General features: G+C 66.0%; 16 protein-coding genes. 4 read left to right on the forward strand and 12 right to left on the reverse strand.

Going from position 1 to position 16,913, the window contains the following annotated elements; genetic code table 11:
• Window positions 1–87 precede the first annotated feature (87 nt).
• The 3 genes from pdxR to H3H39_RS01745 all read left to right on the forward strand — a co-directional run bounded on the left by pdxR (window position 88) and on the right by H3H39_RS01745 (window position 3,104).
• On the forward strand, window positions 88–1,581 hold the full coding sequence (gene pdxR / locus H3H39_RS01735) for a MocR-like pyridoxine biosynthesis transcription factor PdxR (RefSeq protein ID WP_182151530.1): 1,494 nt from the start codon (window positions 88–90) through the stop codon (window positions 1,579–1,581).
• Window positions 1,582–1,648: 67 nt separating this feature from the next.
• Entirely contained in the window at window positions 1,649–2,413 is a 765-nt protein-coding gene (locus tag H3H39_RS01740; protein WP_182151531.1) for a hypothetical protein, read from the forward strand.
• A gap of 28 nt (window positions 2,414–2,441) precedes the next feature.
• Complete coding sequence (locus H3H39_RS01745; RefSeq protein WP_229217819.1) at window positions 2,442–3,104, forward strand: hypothetical protein; 663 nt, start codon at window positions 2,442–2,444, stop codon at window positions 3,102–3,104.
• Between the two features lie 48 nt (window positions 3,105–3,152).
• Here the strand turns inward: H3H39_RS01745 and H3H39_RS01750 are convergent, their stop codons facing one another.
• The 3 genes from H3H39_RS01750 to H3H39_RS01760 form a co-directional block, all read right to left on the reverse strand.
• Complete coding sequence (locus tag H3H39_RS01750; protein ID WP_182151532.1) at window positions 3,153–3,617, reverse strand: carboxymuconolactone decarboxylase family protein; 465 nt, start codon at window positions 3,615–3,617, stop codon at window positions 3,153–3,155.
• 87 nt (window positions 3,618–3,704) lie between these two features.
• Window positions 3,705–4,586, reverse strand: coding sequence for an RNA polymerase sigma-70 factor (locus H3H39_RS01755; protein WP_182151533.1), 882 nt, complete (start codon window positions 4,584–4,586; stop codon window positions 3,705–3,707).
• Window positions 4,587–4,650: 64 nt separating this feature from the next.
• Window positions 4,651–5,229, reverse strand: coding sequence for an SEL1-like repeat protein (locus H3H39_RS01760; RefSeq protein ID WP_182151534.1), 579 nt, complete (start codon window positions 5,227–5,229; stop codon window positions 4,651–4,653).
• Window positions 5,230–5,478: 249 nt separating this feature from the next.
• Between H3H39_RS01760 and H3H39_RS01765 the strand changes: the two genes are divergently transcribed.
• Window positions 5,479–5,931, forward strand: coding sequence for a cupin domain-containing protein (locus tag H3H39_RS01765; RefSeq protein WP_182151535.1), 453 nt, complete (start codon window positions 5,479–5,481; stop codon window positions 5,929–5,931).
• Between the two features lie 30 nt (window positions 5,932–5,961).
• On the opposite strand, the gene H3H39_RS01770 is transcribed toward H3H39_RS01765, so the two are convergent.
• From H3H39_RS01770 to H3H39_RS01810, 9 genes are all read right to left on the reverse strand, one after another.
• Complete coding sequence (locus tag H3H39_RS01770) at window positions 5,962–6,591, reverse strand: response regulator (protein WP_182151536.1); 630 nt, start codon at window positions 6,589–6,591, stop codon at window positions 5,962–5,964.
• Window positions 6,588–8,096: a HAMP domain-containing sensor histidine kinase gene (locus H3H39_RS01775; protein WP_182151537.1), complete on the reverse strand. Its 1,509-nt coding sequence runs from the start codon at window positions 8,094–8,096 to the stop codon at window positions 6,588–6,590. Before H3H39_RS01775 ends, H3H39_RS01770 begins: the two co-directional genes overlap by 4 nt.
• Before the next feature lie 93 nt (window positions 8,097–8,189).
• Window positions 8,190–9,761, reverse strand: a complete 1,572-nt coding sequence (locus H3H39_RS28605; protein WP_182151538.1) for a methyl-accepting chemotaxis protein — start codon at window positions 9,759–9,761, stop codon at window positions 8,190–8,192.
• A gap of 56 nt (window positions 9,762–9,817) precedes the next feature.
• Window positions 9,818–10,774, reverse strand: coding sequence for a porin (locus H3H39_RS01785; protein ID WP_182151539.1), 957 nt, complete (start codon window positions 10,772–10,774; stop codon window positions 9,818–9,820).
• 73 nt (window positions 10,775–10,847) lie between these two features.
• Window positions 10,848–12,320: an NADP-dependent succinate-semialdehyde dehydrogenase gene (gene gabD, locus H3H39_RS01790; RefSeq protein ID WP_182151540.1), complete on the reverse strand. Its 1,473-nt coding sequence runs from the start codon at window positions 12,318–12,320 to the stop codon at window positions 10,848–10,850.
• Between the two features lie 143 nt (window positions 12,321–12,463).
• Window positions 12,464–13,300, reverse strand: a complete 837-nt coding sequence (locus H3H39_RS01795) for an ABC transporter permease (RefSeq protein ID WP_182151541.1) — start codon at window positions 13,298–13,300, stop codon at window positions 12,464–12,466.
• Window positions 13,301–13,309: 9 nt separating this feature from the next.
• Complete coding sequence (locus H3H39_RS01800; RefSeq protein ID WP_182151542.1) at window positions 13,310–14,590, reverse strand: ABC transporter permease; 1,281 nt, start codon at window positions 14,588–14,590, stop codon at window positions 13,310–13,312.
• A 111-nt stretch (window positions 14,591–14,701) separates the two neighbouring features.
• A complete protein-coding gene (locus H3H39_RS01805; RefSeq protein WP_182151543.1) occupies window positions 14,702–15,727 on the reverse strand; it encodes an ABC transporter substrate-binding protein in 1,026 nt (341 codons plus the stop codon).
• 47 nt (window positions 15,728–15,774) lie between these two features.
• Window positions 15,775–16,893 carry an ABC transporter ATP-binding protein gene (locus H3H39_RS01810; RefSeq protein WP_229217852.1) on the reverse strand — a complete coding sequence of 373 codons (1,119 nt, stop codon included), beginning with the start codon at window positions 16,891–16,893 and terminating at the stop codon, window positions 15,775–15,777.
• Window positions 16,894–16,913 lie beyond the last annotated feature (20 nt).

Here is a 16,913-nt window from a genome sequence, read left to right on the forward strand (position 1 = left end):
CCCGCCGGCCGCACGCTGGCGGCTGACTCAGCAACCGTAGGCCACCTTCCGCCATGCCCACCGCCGCTACGCAGCACGCCTGACCCGATGTTCTCCCTGCCGCTCCATGAATGGCTGAACCAGCAGCTGCCCGGTGGCCAGGCCGCCTGGCCCACGCTGTCGCGCAAGCACCTGGTCCTGCGCCTGATCCAGAACGCCATCCTGGACGGCACGCTGCCGGCCGCCGTGCAGTTGCCGTCCACCCGCATGCTGGCGGCGGAACTGGGCATCGCCCGCAACACCGTGGTCAGCATCTATGAGACGCTGCAGGATGAAGGTTTCGTCGTCATCGGCCATGGCTCGGGCACCTATGTGTGCCGGGTCGAGCCGGACGTGGTGGCCGGCGCGCGGCAGGAAGCGGCCACGCCCGCGGGGCCGGCCTTTTCCACGCGCGGCCGGGGCATCGTGTCCCACCCGCTGAACCGCTACTACATCAAGCGCCCGTTCTGCCCCGGCGTGCATGACCTCACGTTGTTCCCGCTGAAGGTGTGGAACCAGTTGCAGCAGCGGCACTGGAAACAGGCCGAAACCTCCTCGCTGGTGGAGGGTGAGCCGGGCGGCCTGCCCGCGCTGCGGCAAGCCATCGCCGAGCATTTGCGCGTCTCGCGCGGAGTGCGCTGCGAGGCCGAACAGGTGATCATCACGGACGGCACCAGCCAGTCGCTGGACCTGATCGCGCGCCTGCTGGCCGACACGGGCGACGAAGTGTGGTTCGAAAGCCCCGGCCACTGGGCCGCCAGTAAAGTGTTCGACGGTAACGGCCTGCGCCTGCGCCCCGTGGATGTGGATGAACAGGGCATGCCCTGCCCCGGCAACAGCGGCGATGGCACGGCGCCGCGCCTGGTCTACCTGACGCCGTCGCACCAGTTCCCGTTGGGCGGCGTGATGCCACTGCAACGGCGCCAGGACTGGCTGGACTTCGCCCAACGCCACGACAGCGTGCTGCTGGAGGACGACTACGACAGTGAATACCGTTTCGGCGCGGCCCCGCTGCAATCGCTGCAAGGGCTGGACCGGAATCACCGCGTGATCTACCTGGGCACCTTCAGCAAGACGCTGTTCGTCGGCATCCGGCTGGCCTACTTCGTGGTGCCGCCGGCGCTGGCCAGCGACTTCGCGCACGCCTCGGCCGACCTGTACCGCGAAGGCGAGCAAGTGGGCCAGGCCGTGCTGGCCGCCTTCATCCGCGAAGGCCATTACGACAGCCACCTGCGGCGCACCCGCCTGATCTACGCCGAGCGGCGCCAGGTACTGACCGACACCCTCAAGGCGGCGCTGGCGCCATGGTTCGCGACCGGCGCGGTCGCCTTCACCGGCGAGGACGTGGGCGTGCACTGCACGCTGCGCCTGCCCGACACGGTGGACGACCAGGCCGTGGCCCAGGCGGCGGCCGATGCCGGTATCAGCGTGATGCCGCTGTCGGGCTACTGCCTGGGCACGCGGCGCAGCGGCCTGGTGCTGTCCTACGCCGCCACCACGGCCGAACAGATCGTGCCGCTGGCGCGCCAACTGGGCGCCGTGATCGCCAACTTGCTGGAATAAGTTAGTGTTTTTTTGATAATTTAGACGTTATAATCGGCCACTCCGATACCTCACGTAAGGACGCGTCATGTATATCAAGCCAGCGGTTTCAGCTCTGACTCTTCTCATGCTCACGGCGCTGGGCGGATGTGGCGGTGGCGGCGGCACCACCGTCGCCGGTGGCACCACGGTGGCCAGTCCACAGGGCGTCTATCAGGGCACGTTCTCAAATGGCGGTAGCCACAACACGCTGATTCTTGAAAACAACCAGTTTTACACGATCTACGGCAGCACCGTGGCTGGCGCATTCAGCGTGGAAGGCTTCCTGCAAGGTAATGGCAACGCCAGCGGCGGCAATTTCACGGCGTCGGACGTCAAGGACGCCACCGCCGCCGGCCAGCTGCTGACCGGTACGCTGAGCGCCAGCTACACGGCCAGCAACAACCTGACTGGCACCCTGACGGAGGGCAGCAACACCGTCAATTTCACCGGCACGCCGCTGCTCGCTTCCGTCTACGACTACAACGCCGCCGCCAATCTGAGCGATATCGCGGGCACCTGGAACACCACCTCGTTGCGGGGCTTCGCCAGCACCTTCACCATCGCCGCCTCGGGCGCCTTTACGGCCACTTCCGGCGCCTGCGCCTTCAACGGCAGCTTCAAGCCGCGCAGTTCCGGCAAAAACGTGTTCGACGTGACCATGACGTTCGGCCCCGCGCCCTGCGTACTGCCAGGGCAGACCCTGGCCGGCATCGGCATCGATTTCATGCTGAACAACGGCAAGCGCCAGCTGCTCATCGCCGGGCTCGATGCCAGCCGCACCAGTTCCGCCGGTTTCTTCGGCACCCGCTGATTACCACCGCCACCTCCAGGAGATCACCATGAAACGCCTATTAGCCGGCAGTGTCCTGGGTCTTGGCCTGACCCTCTCCATCATGCACGGGGCAGCGGCCGACGAACACGCCCCCATCGCCGCGCCCCAGGTGGCCGTGGGCGACAGCTGGACCTACCAGTACACCGACGTCTGGAAGAAACTGCCCGGCAATCTGAACCGGATGGAAGTGACGGCCGTGGACGACAGCGGCATCCAGGTCGACATCAAGCGGGCCGCCAGCGGCGCGCTGGTGAGCAAACAGCGCTTCAGCCGCGAACTCAATCCCATTGACCGTGGCCGCATGCATTTCGACCCCGCGTTCCAGCGCTATGCCTTCCCGCTGGAGCCGGGCAAGGAATGGAGCAGCGATGCGACCGGCGAAAATACGTCGCAGGGCAAGCGCTGGCGCTACCGCTTCAAGGGCAAGGCGCTGGGCTGGGAGAAGGTCAAGGTGCAAGCCGGCGAATTCGACGCCATGAAGATCGAAGTGACCGGCTATTACCATGGCGAGCAGGTGGGCACCAACGGCGGCAGCGGCCAGTTGAATGAAACGCTGTGGTTCGCGCCGGCCGTCAACAACTTCGTCAAGCTGGAATACCAGGACACGGACTGGCAGGGCCACGTCTACAACCGCGACCAGTGGGAACTGGCCGCTTACCAGCACAAATAGACCAGACCACAAGACCGGCTCGTGCCCCCATGCGGGCCGGCCCGCCGCTCAGAAGCCCGGCGGCGGATTCAAGGGAATCTGGTTGCGGAAGCTGACGTTGAGCAGGTTCCAGCCCGTGACGACGGCGATCGCATACCCCAGTTCCGCGATCTCGTTATCGCTGAAGTGTTGCTGCAGTTCCGCGAAATCGGCATCGTCCGGCGTGCGCAGCGGGATGCCCGCCACCGCTTCGGCCCAGCGCAGGGCGGCGCGTTCGCGCGCATTGAAGAACGGCGCCTCGCGCCAGGCCGCGACGGCGTTCACATGGCGCGGATCGGCCTCCTGGCGGATCAGGTCACGCCAGTGCATGTCGACGCACACGCCGCAGCCGTTGATCTGCGACACGCGCAGCAGCACCAGCTCGATCAGGCGCGGCCCCAGCGCGCTTTTCTTGACGGTGGCCGACAGGTTGATCATGGCCTGCAGGCAGGTCGGGGACAGTTCGAAAAAGGCGAGGCGGGAAGGTTGGCTCATGATGATGTTTTTCCAGGTGGCGGCCGGCGCCCAATGCGCCGTCCTCACCTGTAAGACGTGGCCGCCCCGCCGTTTGTGACAGCCATCTCAATACAACGGCGCGATGGCGGCCAGTTTGTCCGGATTGCGGATGATGAACACGGCCACGATGCGCCCGTCATCGACGATGAACGACTGCGCCGACTCCACCTTGCCATCCACATAACGCAGCAGCCCCGGTTCGCCATTGACCAGCGCTTGCCGATAGCCGACCTTGCCCGGGAAGGCATGTTCGAGCGACCAATACAGGCCGGCGATGCGGCCGGCGCCGCGCAGGATGCGGCCGAACGACGCCACCTTGCCGCCACCATCGCTGACCAGTTGCACATCGTCGCCCAGCATGGCCTTCATGGCGGCGCGGTCGCCGCTGGCGGCGGCCTGCATGAACTGGCCCAGCAACTGGTGATGCTGGGCGCGGGGGATATCAAAACGCGGCTGTTCCTGCTGCACCCGGCCTTGCGCGCGGTGCACCAGCTGGCGGCAGGCCGCTTCCGACTTTTCCAGCATGGCGGCGATGTCGGCGTAATCCTGCTCGAACACCTGGCGCAGCAGGAAGGCGGCCCGTTCCTCGGGCGACAAGCGCTCCAGCAGCCATAGAAAGGCGACCGACACGTCGCTGGCCAGTTCGGCCGCCGATTCCGGGGTACGCTCATCCAGTTCCACCAATGGCTCCGGCAGCCACCAGCCGAAATAGGCCTCGCGCTCGGCCTTGCGGCTGCGCAGGCGGTCGATGGCCAGGCGGGTGGTGACGGTCACCAGCCAGGCCTCGGCCGACTGCAACTGGCCGGCGTCGGCGCCATGCCAGCGCAGCCAGGCATCCTGCACCACGTCGTCCGCGTCGGCGCGCGTGCCCAGCATGCGGTAGGCGATAGAAAACAGCCGGGGCCGCAGGGCGGCGAAGGTGGCGAGGTCGGAGGCGGTGGCGGTCATGGCAGTTCCAATTGTAGCGATCGAACTGCTTAGACGCAGTGGCCAGCCGTTTTGTGACGGTTGCTTACCGGACTGGCGCCGCCGGCGACGACGCGGGCCAGTCGCGCAGGGTGGCGATGGCATCCTGGTTACCCTCTTTGGCCGCCGCCTCGAACCACTGGCGCGCCGCCGTCTCGTCCCTGGGCACGCCTTTGCCCAGGTAGAGCGCGCGGGCATAATCGAGCTTGGCCAGCGTGGCGTAGCCGGATACGCCACTCACGGCGGCACGGCGCACCAGTTCGGCCGCGCCTTGCAGATCGGGAGCCGCGCCGCCGGCGCCGTTCTCCAGCGCCGACGCCTTCCACATCATGGCGCCGACATAGCCCGCCGCGATGCATTTGTCGAAGATCCTGTAGGCGGAGGTGAAATCGCCACACTTCGCCGCCTCGTAACCGGCGCTGCAGACGACCGCACTGGCCGGCTGGTCGACGGCATACTCCACCGTCTGATCGCCCACCACGTGGGCCAGGTCGGACGGCAGGTCCGATCGCTGCACCGCGCCGCCGCAAAAGCGCAGGTCCTCCCCGTGCGCGCCAACGGCGCTCAAACCCAGACTCACACTCAAACCCAGGGCCAGCAGGCCAGGTCGCGCCAATATTCTCATGATCGTCCATCCCTCTCCGTGGTTGGTGACGCGTGCCTCACGCCGCATCTGTCGCCAGTGTAGGCAGCCGGACGGCGCGCCGACACGGAGAACCACCCGTCGGCGGGCGGGCAATCTGCCCGGCGCCAGCCGGCCTGGCGGCACGGGCAAAACGCCCAGCCCGATGCGGGCAAAGGCCCCTATGAACCAGGACCGGTGGCGGGTTGTAATGGCGTTGAAGTCCATACACAACCCAAGGAGATATTGCAGATGACTAGCTACCAGTTCGACGACCGCGCCATCCACTGGAACCGTTTCGGCGAGTTCGAGCCGCCATTTCACTTCCACATACTGCATCTGGACCGGCAAAGCCGCATCGCCGACGTGCTGTTCAAGTTGCCCGCCCATGGGCAGATCGTGCTGCACCGGCACCGGGCGCTGAACCACACTTTCGTCGTACAGGGTGAACACCGCCTGTACGAAACGGACGGCAGCTTGCGCGAGATTCGCCCGGCCGGCAGCTACACCGTGTCGCCGGCCAGCGAACGGCCGCACCGGGAAGGCGGCGGCGACCAGGATGTGATCATCGCGTTCAGCATCCGGCCGGACGCCGACGACCTGCTGTACGAGCTGCTCGACGACGCCAGCCAGCCGCTGGGCACGGTGACGTTCCCGATGCTGGCCGAGCTGTATCAGGCCCAGCTGGCCGCCGTTCCCGGCTAAGGCGGAACCAGGGCCCCTTCCCCGTCCGGTTCAGGCGATCAGCTTGAGCCGGACGGCCAGGCGGGTCAGCTCGATATCGGTTTTCACCCCCAGCTTGGCCTTGATCTGGTAGTGGCTGTTTTGCACCGTCTTCGGGCTGATGTTGAGGGTATTGCCGATCTGCTCGGCGCCATGGCCGTCGAGCAGCAGGCGCAGGATTTCGAATTCGCGCGGACTGAGCTCGTCGAGCGGATTGGCCTCGCGCTGCAACAGGCTGAGCGCGATCGCCGGCGCGATGTCGGGGCTGAGCACCTTCTCGCCGCGCGCAATGCGGTAGATGGCATCGATCAGCACGTCCGGGCTGCTGCTCTTGGTGACGTAGCCCAGCGCACCCGCGCGCAAGGCCTGCGCGGCGAACAGGGGATCGCGGTGCATGCTAAAGGCCAGCATGCGCAACTGCGGATGGCGCGGCGCGATGCGCTGGATCAGTTCGATGCCCCCCATGTCCGGCAGCGACAAGTCGAGCACGACGACATCGACACTGAGTTCACGCAAGCGGCGCAAGGCTTCTTCCGCGCTGCCCGCTTCCGCTTCCACCCGCAGGTCGGGACGGCGTTCCAGCAGGCGGCGATAGCCTTCACGTACCACGGCATGGTCATCGACCAGGAAGATGCGGATCATGGCAACACCTCGCCCGCGCGCACCGGCTGCGCCAGCGGCAGCTCGACCCGCACCATGGTGCCGCCGCCGGCGCTGGAGCGCACCCGCAAGCTGCCGCCCAGGGCCAGTACCCGTTCCTCCATGCCGAGCAGGCCGTAGCCGCCGCTGGTGCCGGCGGCGGCATCGACCTTGGCGCCGATGGTGCCGGTGGTGCTAGCGGTGCAGGAAGTGCCGTTGGTGTCCGTGGTGCCGTTGGCGCCGTCCGCGCCGGCGGCCGCCGGCACCAGCCGTGGCGAGGCGCCGCCCTGGCCGTCATCGCCGATGGCCAGATGCAGCCCGGCGTTGCCGCAATCGAGCGTGACGTCCACCCGCGTGGCGCGGCCATGGCGCACGGCGTTGGTGAGACTTTCCTGCACGATGCGGTAGACGCTGACACCCACATCATCGGGCAAGTCGGCCGGCAAATCGTCGGCCGCGAGCGTGAAGACAGTGCGGCCACGGCTGCGCGTATTCCAGTCGGCGATCAATTGGTGCAGGCTGGGCAGCAGGCCAAATTCCGTCAGGCCGCTGGGGCGCAGGCGATGCAGGATTTGCTGCAGCACCTCCATCATGTGGCCACTGGTCCTGCTGATCGATTCGGCGCAGGGCAATAGCGCCGGCACGCCCTCCTGCGCCAGTTCTCGGGCGAAGGCTGCCTCGGCGTTGAGCGAGGCCAGGTACTGGCCCAATTCGTCATGCAGCTCGCGCGCCAGATGGGCGCGTTCCTCCTCGCGCACCGACAACAGCCGATGCGCCAGGTGTTGCTGGCCCCGGATAGTGTGGTCGAGGCGGTCGAGCAAGTGGTTGAAGGCGGCGCCGATGCGATTCAATTCGATCAGGGCGAAGGCCGGCATGCGCGCGCGCAGGTCGCCCGCCTCCATGCGCGACAGGGTGTCGAGGATATCGGCCGACGGCGCCAGCGCGTTGCGCACCGGGCGGTAGATGAAAAAACTCAGCAACAGCAGCATGGCGCTCAATGCCAGCAGCCGGGCCAGTTTGCCGGCCAGGTCGAGCAATTCGCGGTCGTAATCGGGCGTGACGGTCAACTGGCCGATGGCGATGCCGGGAAAGCGCCCGACCGCGCCCTGGTAGACCGCGTCGGCGCCGATCACGGCGCGCATCATGTGGCGCAGCACGGCCGGCAGGCGCGGCTCGCCGGCGAAACAGCGCTGGGCCACCGGATGGGAATAGATGTCGGTCAGGCGCACGCAAACATGGATCAGCTTGGCGATCGGTTGCAACGGCGCCGACTGCAGGTCATCCTCGCCCAGCGTGCGGCTGTAGGCGTTCTCGCTGCGGCCCACGGTGTCGCTGATCAAATGGCCGATCAGGGGGCCGGTACGCTCGATGTCGCCGCGCACCCGGTGGCGTGTTTCGAGCAGCGCGGCCGTGGTGCTCACCGCCAGCAGCGCCAGCGTGAACCAGCCAACCCGCAACAACAACTGGCGCTTGAGATCGAGGGGACGCGGCGGTGCGCTGGCGGGCATGGGCGGGTAGCGATGGCTGACGGAGTGCCGATCATGCCACAAAAGCGCCGGGAAAATTGCCCGACGTCGCCATCGGCAGTTCCTGCCGAACGGTTACGACAAGCCGCCCAGGGCGAGCCGCTGGGGCAGCGTGAACGCGCTGACCACCTGCGCCAGCCTGGCGGACTGCTCCTCCATCGCGCCGGCGGCGGCCGTGGCCTGCTCCACCAGTGCCGCGTTTTGCTGGGTACTCTGGTCCATCCGCACCACGGCCAGGTTGACTTGTTCGATGCCGATCGCTTGCTCGCGGTTGGCGGCGCTGATCTCCGCCATGATGGCAGTCACGCTGGCGATGCTGGCCACCACGTCCTGCATGGTCGTGCCGGCCTGGCCGGCCAGCTCCGTGCCGGCATCCACCTTGGACAGCGAGTCGCCGATCAGTTCCTTGATCTCCCTGGCCGCCGCGGCGGCCCGTTGGGCCAAGTTGCGCACCTCGCCGGCCACCACCGCGAAGCCCCGGCCTTGCTCACCCGCCCGCGCCGCCTCCACCGCCGCGTTCAAGGCCAGGATATTGGTCTGGAACGCGATGCCGTCGATCACACCGATAATGTCGGCAATCTTGCCGGCAGCGGCATGGATGCCCGTCATCGTCTCGATCACCCGCGACACCACGGCGCCGCCCTCCTGCGCCACATGCGAGGCGGCGATCGCCAATTGATTGGCCTGCTGCGCGTTGTCGGCGTTGTGGCGGACGGTGCTGGTCAACTCCTCCATCGAGGCGGCCGTTTGCTCCAGCTCGCCCGCCTGTTGTTCGGTGCGCGACGACAGGTCCTGGTTGCCGGCGGCGATCTGCGCCGAGGCGGTGGCGATGCTGTCGGCGCTGCCGCGCACCTGGGCGACGATCCGCACCAGGTTGCCGTTCATCTCCGTCAATGCTCGCAACAGCTGGCCCGCTTCATCGTCCGAGCGCGCCGCGACGTGGCTGGACAGGTCGCCACGCGCGACCGATTGTGCGACCCGCACCGCCGTGACTATGGGCACCGTGACCGAGCCCGTCATGCGCCACGCGGCGCCAGCGCCCAGCGCGATGGCGATGCCGCTCAAGGCCAGCATCCGCCAGCGCGCCTCGCGGTAGGCCAGCGCGGCCTGCTCCGCGTCGTGCCGGCTTTTCTCGCGCTGCACGGCGATGAAGGCGTCGATTTCCATGCGCCAGGTTTCCGTCGCCGGACCGGCGCGCCGCAGCAGCAAAGCCACCGCGCCATCCTTGTCGTCCCACATCATCGCGTTGAATTGGTCGTTGAGCGGCCGCGCCACCGCCTGATAGCGCTTGATCCTGGCCACGAACGCCTGCCCGGCCTGGTCCAGCCCCGTCGCCTCGAGCGCCGCCTGCGCGCGGGTGTACTGCTCGCGCGCACGCGCGATCTCCTTGCGTTCGGCGTCCATCGCCGCCTGGTCCGACAGCAGCGCGATGGTGCGCATCACGCGCGCCACCACGTGGGTCGAGCCTTCCATCTGTTCCAACATGGCGATCCGCACAGCGTTGACCTCGACCACGTCCTGCAAGGCGGCGTTGGAGCGGGCCATGCCATACAGGCCCGACGCGGCCACACCGGCCAGCAACAGCAGCACCAGTCCGTAGCCCAGGGCCATGCGGGTACCGATGGCGAGATTCGCAAATTTCATCATGTCCTTGCTTGAATATGAACGATGGCGGCGGGCCGCCTGGCCCGCCGCCACTACCATCAGAACGTGTGATGGATGCCCACGTCGACCGTGTTATTGGTCGAACCGGCGGCCGGCTTGCGGCTGCTCACGTCGGTGTACAGCATGGTGCGTTTGGAGAGCGTGTGCCAGTAACCCAGCGAGGTTTGTTTATCCGAACCGCTGCCCTGTGGCTTGATCTGGCCATAGCCGACCTTGATGGCGCCGGTCGCCACGGCGATGTCGGCGCCCACCAGCCAGTTGCGCTCATCGACGCCGAGCACGCGGTTGAAGCGCGAGTAGGACGCCATCAGATTGGCCGCACCCACCTTGTAGGAGCCGTTCAGGCTCAGGAAGGTGTCTTCGTTGGTGCTGCGCTCATAGCCCACCATCGCCGCCAGCGGGCCGCCCGTGTAGACGGTGGCGATCGAGTAAGGATTGGACTTCACCACCGGCACGCCGTTCAGCGGTTCCTTGGTAGCCACCGAGACGTTGACCTGGAAGCCGTTCATCACGGGCGTGCTGTAGAACGCGGCATTGGAGAAACGGTTGCCGGACGAGGCGGTCGAGGTATCGGACATGTAGTTGCCGGTGATGGCGTCAATCGCGCCCACGGTCTGGAAGCCAAACGGATCGAAATCCGAAGCCGCATCCTGCACCGCCGTCATGTCGCGGCCGAAGCGGATCGCGCCGAAGCCTCCCGACAGGCCAACCCACGAACGGCCCTGGAACAGCGGACGCTGGCCGTTCGCTTCGGTGGTGCCGGTGTCGGGCAGGAAGCGCATTTCCAGGCGGAAGTTGGCTTTCAGGCCATCGCCCAGGTCTTCGGTGCCCTTGAAACCGAGGCGGTTGAAGTCGCCCTTGCCTTCCTGCAGGGTGCTGCCGGTGCCTTTGATCAGGCCGACGTCGAGCACGCCGTAGATGGAGACGTTGGACTGGGCTTGGGCCATGCCGGCGCAGGCGAAAAGGATGGCGACGGCAATTGCGTTCTTGTTCACTGTGTATTCCTTCTTCTGATAGTTAAGTGCTGCTTTGGATAGTGAGACACCTGCTCTGCTTTGCTGCTTGCTGCTACACCGATGGCTGGGCCTGAATGCCGCCCAGGCACATGTACTTGATGACCAGATAGTCATCCATGCCGTATTTGGAACCTTCGCGGCCAAGGCCGGACTGCTTCACGCCGCCGAACGGCGCGATTTCGTTGGAGATCAAGCCGGTATTGATGCCGACCATGCCGGACTCCAGCCCCTCGGCCACGCGCCACACCCGGCCGATATCGCGCGCGTAGAAGTACGCGGCCAGGCCGAACTCGGTGTCGTTCGCTTGCGCCAGTACCTCGGCCTCGTCGCGGAAGCGGAACAGCGGCGCCAGCGGGCCGAAGGTTTCCTCCGTCGCCACCTGCATCCCGGCGTGCACGTCGGCGATCACGGTGGGTTCGAAGAAGCTGTGGCCGAGCGCGTGGCGGCGGCCGCCCAGCAGCAGGCGGCCGCCCTTGGCCAGCGCATCCTCGACGTGCTGTTCCACCTTCCGCACCGCCTTGGCATCGATCAGCGGGCCTTGCGTGACGCCGGCCTCGCGGCCATCGCCCACCTTGAGCGCGGCCACGGCCGCCACCAGCTTGGCGGCGAACGCCTCGTAGACCCCGTCCTGCACATAGATGCGGTTGGCGCACACGCAGGTCTGGCCGGCATTGCGGAATTTCGAGATCAGCGCGCCCTCCACCGCCGCGTCCAGGTCGGCGTCGTCGAACACGATGAACGGCGCGTTGCCGCCCAGTTCCAGCGACAGCTTCTTGATGGTGGACGCCGACTGCGCCATCAGCGTGCGCCCCACTTGCGTCGAACCCGTGAAGGACAGCTTGCGCACCACCGGGTTGCTGGTCATTTCGCCGCCGATGGCGCGCGCGTCGCCGGTCAGCACGCTGAATACGCCGGCCGGCACGCCGGCCCGTTCGGCCAGCACCGCCAGCGCCAGCGCCGAATACGGCGTCGCCTCGGCCGGCTTGACGATCATCGGGCAGCCGGCGGCCAGCGCCGGACCCACCTTGCGGGTGATCATCGCGGCCGGGAAGTTCCACGGCGTGATGGCGGCGCACACGCCGATCGGCTCCTTGGTCACGATCAGGCGCTTGTCGGCCCATGGCGACGGCAGCGTATCGCCGCTCACCCGCTTGGCTTCCTCGGCGAACCATTCGATGAACGAGGCGGCGTAGCCGACTTCGCCCTTGGCTTCGGCCAGCGGCTTGCCCTGTTCGGCGGTCATGATGCGCGCCAGGTCGTCGGCGTTGGCCAGCATCAGCTCGTACCACTTGCGCAGGATGGCGGCGCGCTCCTTGCCGGTCTTGGCGCGCCAGGCGGGGAAGGCCTTATTGGCGGCGGCGATGGCGCGCGCCGTTTCCGCCGCGCCCATTTTCGGCACGGTGCCCAGCAGTTCGCCGGTGGCGGGATTGGTCACGTCCAGCGTGTCGCCGCTGTCGGCGGCGCACCATACGCCGTTCAGATAGGCGTGTTGACGCAACAGAGTCGGGTCTGTTAATTGCAGCATGGTAAATCTCCAAGGAATAGTCAGGCTAGCGGGGCGGCGGCCACTGATGACGGGACGAGCGGGGCCACAACGCGCGCTGCGTGCCGCGCGTTGTCTGCCGCCGGCATGGCCGGCCTACGTCCCGTCGGGGCGGCCGCAGGCCGCTAGAATTTGGCGGCGGCCTTATTGCGGCCGCGTAGCCACTCAAGCACCAGCAGCAAGCCGGTGGAAAACACGATCAGGATGGTCGCCAGCGCCGCGATGGTCGGACTGATGTTCTCGCGGATACCGGTGAACATCTGGAACGGCAGGGTCACCTGGTTGGGACCAGCCAGGAACTTGGTGATCACCACTTCGTCGAACGAGGTGGCGAAGGCGAACAGCGCGCCCGAGATCAGGCCAGGGGCGATCACCGGCAGCGTGACCCGGAAAAAGGTCATCAGCGGCGAAGCTCCCATGCTCAGGCTGGCACGCACCAGATTGTGGTTAAAGCCTTGCAAGGTGGCCGACACGGTGGTCACCACGAACGGCGCGCCGAGCGCGGCGTGGACCGCGACCAGGCCCACGTAGGTGTCGGTCAGGCCGACCTGGGCGAACAGCAGGTAGACCCCGACCCCGACCACCACCACCGGCACCACCATGGGCGCGATCAGGATCGCCATCAGCAAGCCCTTGCCCGGGAAGTTGGCTTTGTTCAGGCCCACGGCGGCCAAGGTGCCCAGCACGGTCGCCACCACCGTCGCCAGCGGCGCGACGATGAAGCTGTTGCGCGCGGCGCGCATCCATTCGTCCGACTCGATCAGGTTCTGGTACCAGCGCAGCGACAGTCCCGGCATCGGATAGGCCAGGAAAGTGCTGTCGGAAAACGACAGCGGTATGATCACCAGCACCGGCACCATCAGGAATACCAGCACCAGCCCGTTAAAGCCGCGCAACAGGAAAAACCAGGCCCGTTCAGCCAGCGACAGATAGGGGGGGAAATATGGCAGAGTGGTCTTCATGGTGGTCCCTTACATACTGATTTCGAGTTTGGCGAAACGGCGGTACACGCTGTACAGCACCAGGGTGGCGCCGAACAGCAGCGCGCCCAGGGCGCAGGCCATGCCCCAGTTGATGGTCACGTTGGTGAAGTAAGCCACGTAATAGCTGACCATCTGTTCGTTCGGTCCACCCAGCAGCGCCGGCGTGATGTAGTAGCCCAGCGCCAGGATGAACACCAGCAGCGCGCCCGCGCCGATGCCGGGATAGGTCTGCGGCACATACACGCGCCAGAACGCGGCGAATGGATGGCTGCCCAGCGAGACGGCGGCCCGCACATAGGTCGGCGGGATCGATTTCATCACGCTGTAGAGCGGCAGGATCATGAACGGCAGCAGGATGTGGGTCATCGAGACATACACGCCGACGCGGTTGAACAGCAGTTCCAGCGGCGCCTTGGTCAGGCCCAGGCTCATCAGCGCCTGGTTGACCAGGCCCTCCGATTGCAGCAACACGATCCAGGCCGCGATGCGCACCAGCACCGAAGTCCAGAACGGGATCAGCACCAGGATCATGAACAGGTTGGCGCGCCGTTCCGGCATGGTTGACAGCCAGTAGGCCAGCGGATAGGCGATCACCAGCGTGCACGCCGTGACGACCAGGCTGATCCAGAAGGTGCGGCCGAAGATCTGGATGTACACGGATTGGTCCGCATCGGCCTGGTAGATATGGCCGAAGGCATCCTGTTTCAGGTCGAGCGAGGCCAGCAGATAATACGGCGAGTAGCGCGCGCCGTTGCTGGCGATGACTTGCCAGAATTCCGGTTGGCCCCACTGTTCGTCCAGCGCGATCAGGGCCGGCTTGATGGCGCTGCCCGACAGCGGCTTGCCATCGTCGTCCACCAGCGGCGTGGCGCGCATGGTCTTGAGCACCACCGAGCGGGCGCCCGGCAGGTCGACGTTCATGCGGCGCGCCAGGGCGCCACCGGTGTTGGCGGCATGCGCCGCCTCCAGGTCGGCCGCCAGTGCCGCGTAGGCGGCGTCAGGCGGCATGCCATGGCGGTCCCAGGTGGACAGCGCGGCCACCGTATGGGGCAAGGTGGTGGCGACCTCTGGATTTTCGACCGAGCGCATCAGCAGCGCGGCGATCGGCACCACGAAGGTGAGCAGCAGGAACACCGCCAGCGGCGCGATCAGCGCCAGGGCCGTGACCCGCTTACGCAGCAGGGCGCGGTGCAGGTCGCGCTTGAGCTGGGCCGTACTGGGCTCGGCAAGCGGCATGGAAAGCGGGGCGGTGGAGGCCAAAAAAGTCATGGCGAGAGCGTTTTCAAAAGTGAATGGCTGGATAAAACGGGTGCCGGGGCGAGCGGACCAACCGCGCGTGGCGGACTGCTGCCCCGCCGCGGCACCCAATTCTGTTACGACTTATTTGACGGCCCAGGCGGTGAAGCGCTGTTCCAGGTCCTCGCCGTGGTCAGTCCAGAACTGCAGGTTGTTCTGCACCGCGTCCTTGACGTTCGCCGCCGCGGTCGGCAAGCCGGCCAGGGTCTTCGCATCCAGCAGCTTGAGCGTGTTCTTGTTGGTCGGGCCGTAGGCGATCTTGCCGGCGTAGACCTTCTGGGCTTCCGGCGTGCTGGCGAAAGCGATGAATTTCTCGGCTTCGGCCTTGTTCGGCGAACCTTTCGGAATCACCCAGTAGTCGAGGTCATAGATACCGCCGCTCCAGTTCACCTGCAGGTTCTTGCCCTCGCGCTGGGCAGCGTCGATCCGGCCGTTGTAGGCGGTCGACATGACCACGTCGCCAGCCACCAGGAACTGGGCCGGCTGGGCGCCCGCTTCCCACCATTGGATGTGCGGACGCAGTGCTTCCAGCTTCTTGAAGGCGCGGTCGACGCCGGCCTTGGTCGCCAGTACCTTGTAGACGTCCTTGGTCGGCACGCCATCGGCCATCAGCGCGAATTCCAGGTTGTAACGGGCGCCCTTGCGCATGCCGCGCTTGCCGGGAAACTTGCTGACGTTCCAGAAATCGGCCCAGCTGGTGGGCGCCGCCTTCAGCTTGTCGGCGTTGTAGGCCAGCACGGTCGACCAGACGAAGGCGCCAACGCCGCATTCGTGCACCGCTTCCGGCAGCAGGTCGGCCTTCTTGGCGATCTTGGCCAGGTCCATTTTTTCAATCAGGCCCTCTTCGCAGGCACGGCCGATCACGCCCGATTCCACTTCCACCACGTCCCAGGTCACGTTGTGGGTTTCGACCATGGCCTTAATTTTCGACAATTCGCCGTTGTATTCGACCATCACCACTTTCTTGCCGGTCTTCTGGAACGGTTCGATGTACGCCACTTTTTGCGCCGCGCCATTGGCGCCGCCAAAATTAACCAGCGTGACATCGGCATGTGCAGCGCCAGCCGCCAGGAGAGTGCTCAGCAAGACAGGGGAAAACACTTTTTTCATATCAGTCTTTCAAGGTGAGAGAGATTTCGGAGACAACGGAACAGCGATTAAATGAACACCCGCAAATGCGTCGGCTCGATGTCGAGCGACACCGGCGTTCCCTCGGACAAACCGGGCAGGGCCGGATCGTTCAGGGTCAGCTTGACGAAACACTCGTCGCCGTTCGGCAGCGCACAACGGACCCGCACATGGTCGCCAAAGTAGATCAGGCTGGTGATGCGCGCCGCCACGCCATTGGAAGCGGCCGCGCCGCGCGCCAGCAGGCGGATGCGTTCGGGACGGACGCAGCCGACGGCCGCGTGGCCGGCGCCCAGGCCATTGACGTTGACGCCGAGCAGCGACGAACCATCCTGCATGCGCAGGCGGCACAGGCCGCTGTCGGGCGTCTCGACCACACCATGGAAGCGGTTGTTGTCGCCGATGAAACCGGCCACGAACTGGTTGTCCGGCTGTTCATACAGTTGATCGACCGGCGCCAACTGCTGGATGATGCCGTGCTCGAACACGGCGACCCGGTCCGACATGGTGAGCGCCTCGCTCTGATCGTGGGTCACGTAGACGAAGGTCACGCCCAGCCGCTGGTGCAGATCCTTGAGCTCGATCTGCATGCGTTCGCGCAACTGCTTGTCGAGCGCGCCTAACGGCTCATCCATCAACACCAGCTTGGGATCGAACACCAGTGCCCGCGCCAGTGCGATACGCTGCTGCTGGCCACCCGACAACTGGGCAGGATAACGGTCGGCGAACTGCCCCATCTGCACCATGTCCAGCGCACGCTTGACCTTGTCCGCACGAGTGGCGGCATCGACCTTGCGCACCTGCAATGGATAAGCCACGTTCTGGCCCACCGTCATGTGCGGGAACAGGGCATAGTTCTGGAACACCATGCCGATGTCGCGCTTGTGGGGCGGAACCTTGTTGAGCAGCTTGCCATCGAGGCGGATTTCGCCGCCGGTGGGAAACTCGAATCCGGCCAACATCATCAGGCAGGTGGTCTTGCCGGAACCGGAAGGCCCCAGCAAGGTGAGGAACTCGCCACGTTCGATGTTCAGGTCGAGCTGTTTGACGACCAGGTTTTCACCGTCGTAGGTTTTTTTGACACCCCGAAACTCCACCAGAGTCTCGCGCTTGGCCGCCGCTTGCTGGCCGTTCCTGACCGCGGCCAGGGGGGGGCGCTTCACCGTTG

Origin of the sequence: Rugamonas apoptosis, assembly GCF_014042355.1 — a bacterium.
GTDB lineage: Bacteria > Pseudomonadota > Gammaproteobacteria > Burkholderiales > Burkholderiaceae_D > Rugamonas > Rugamonas apoptosis.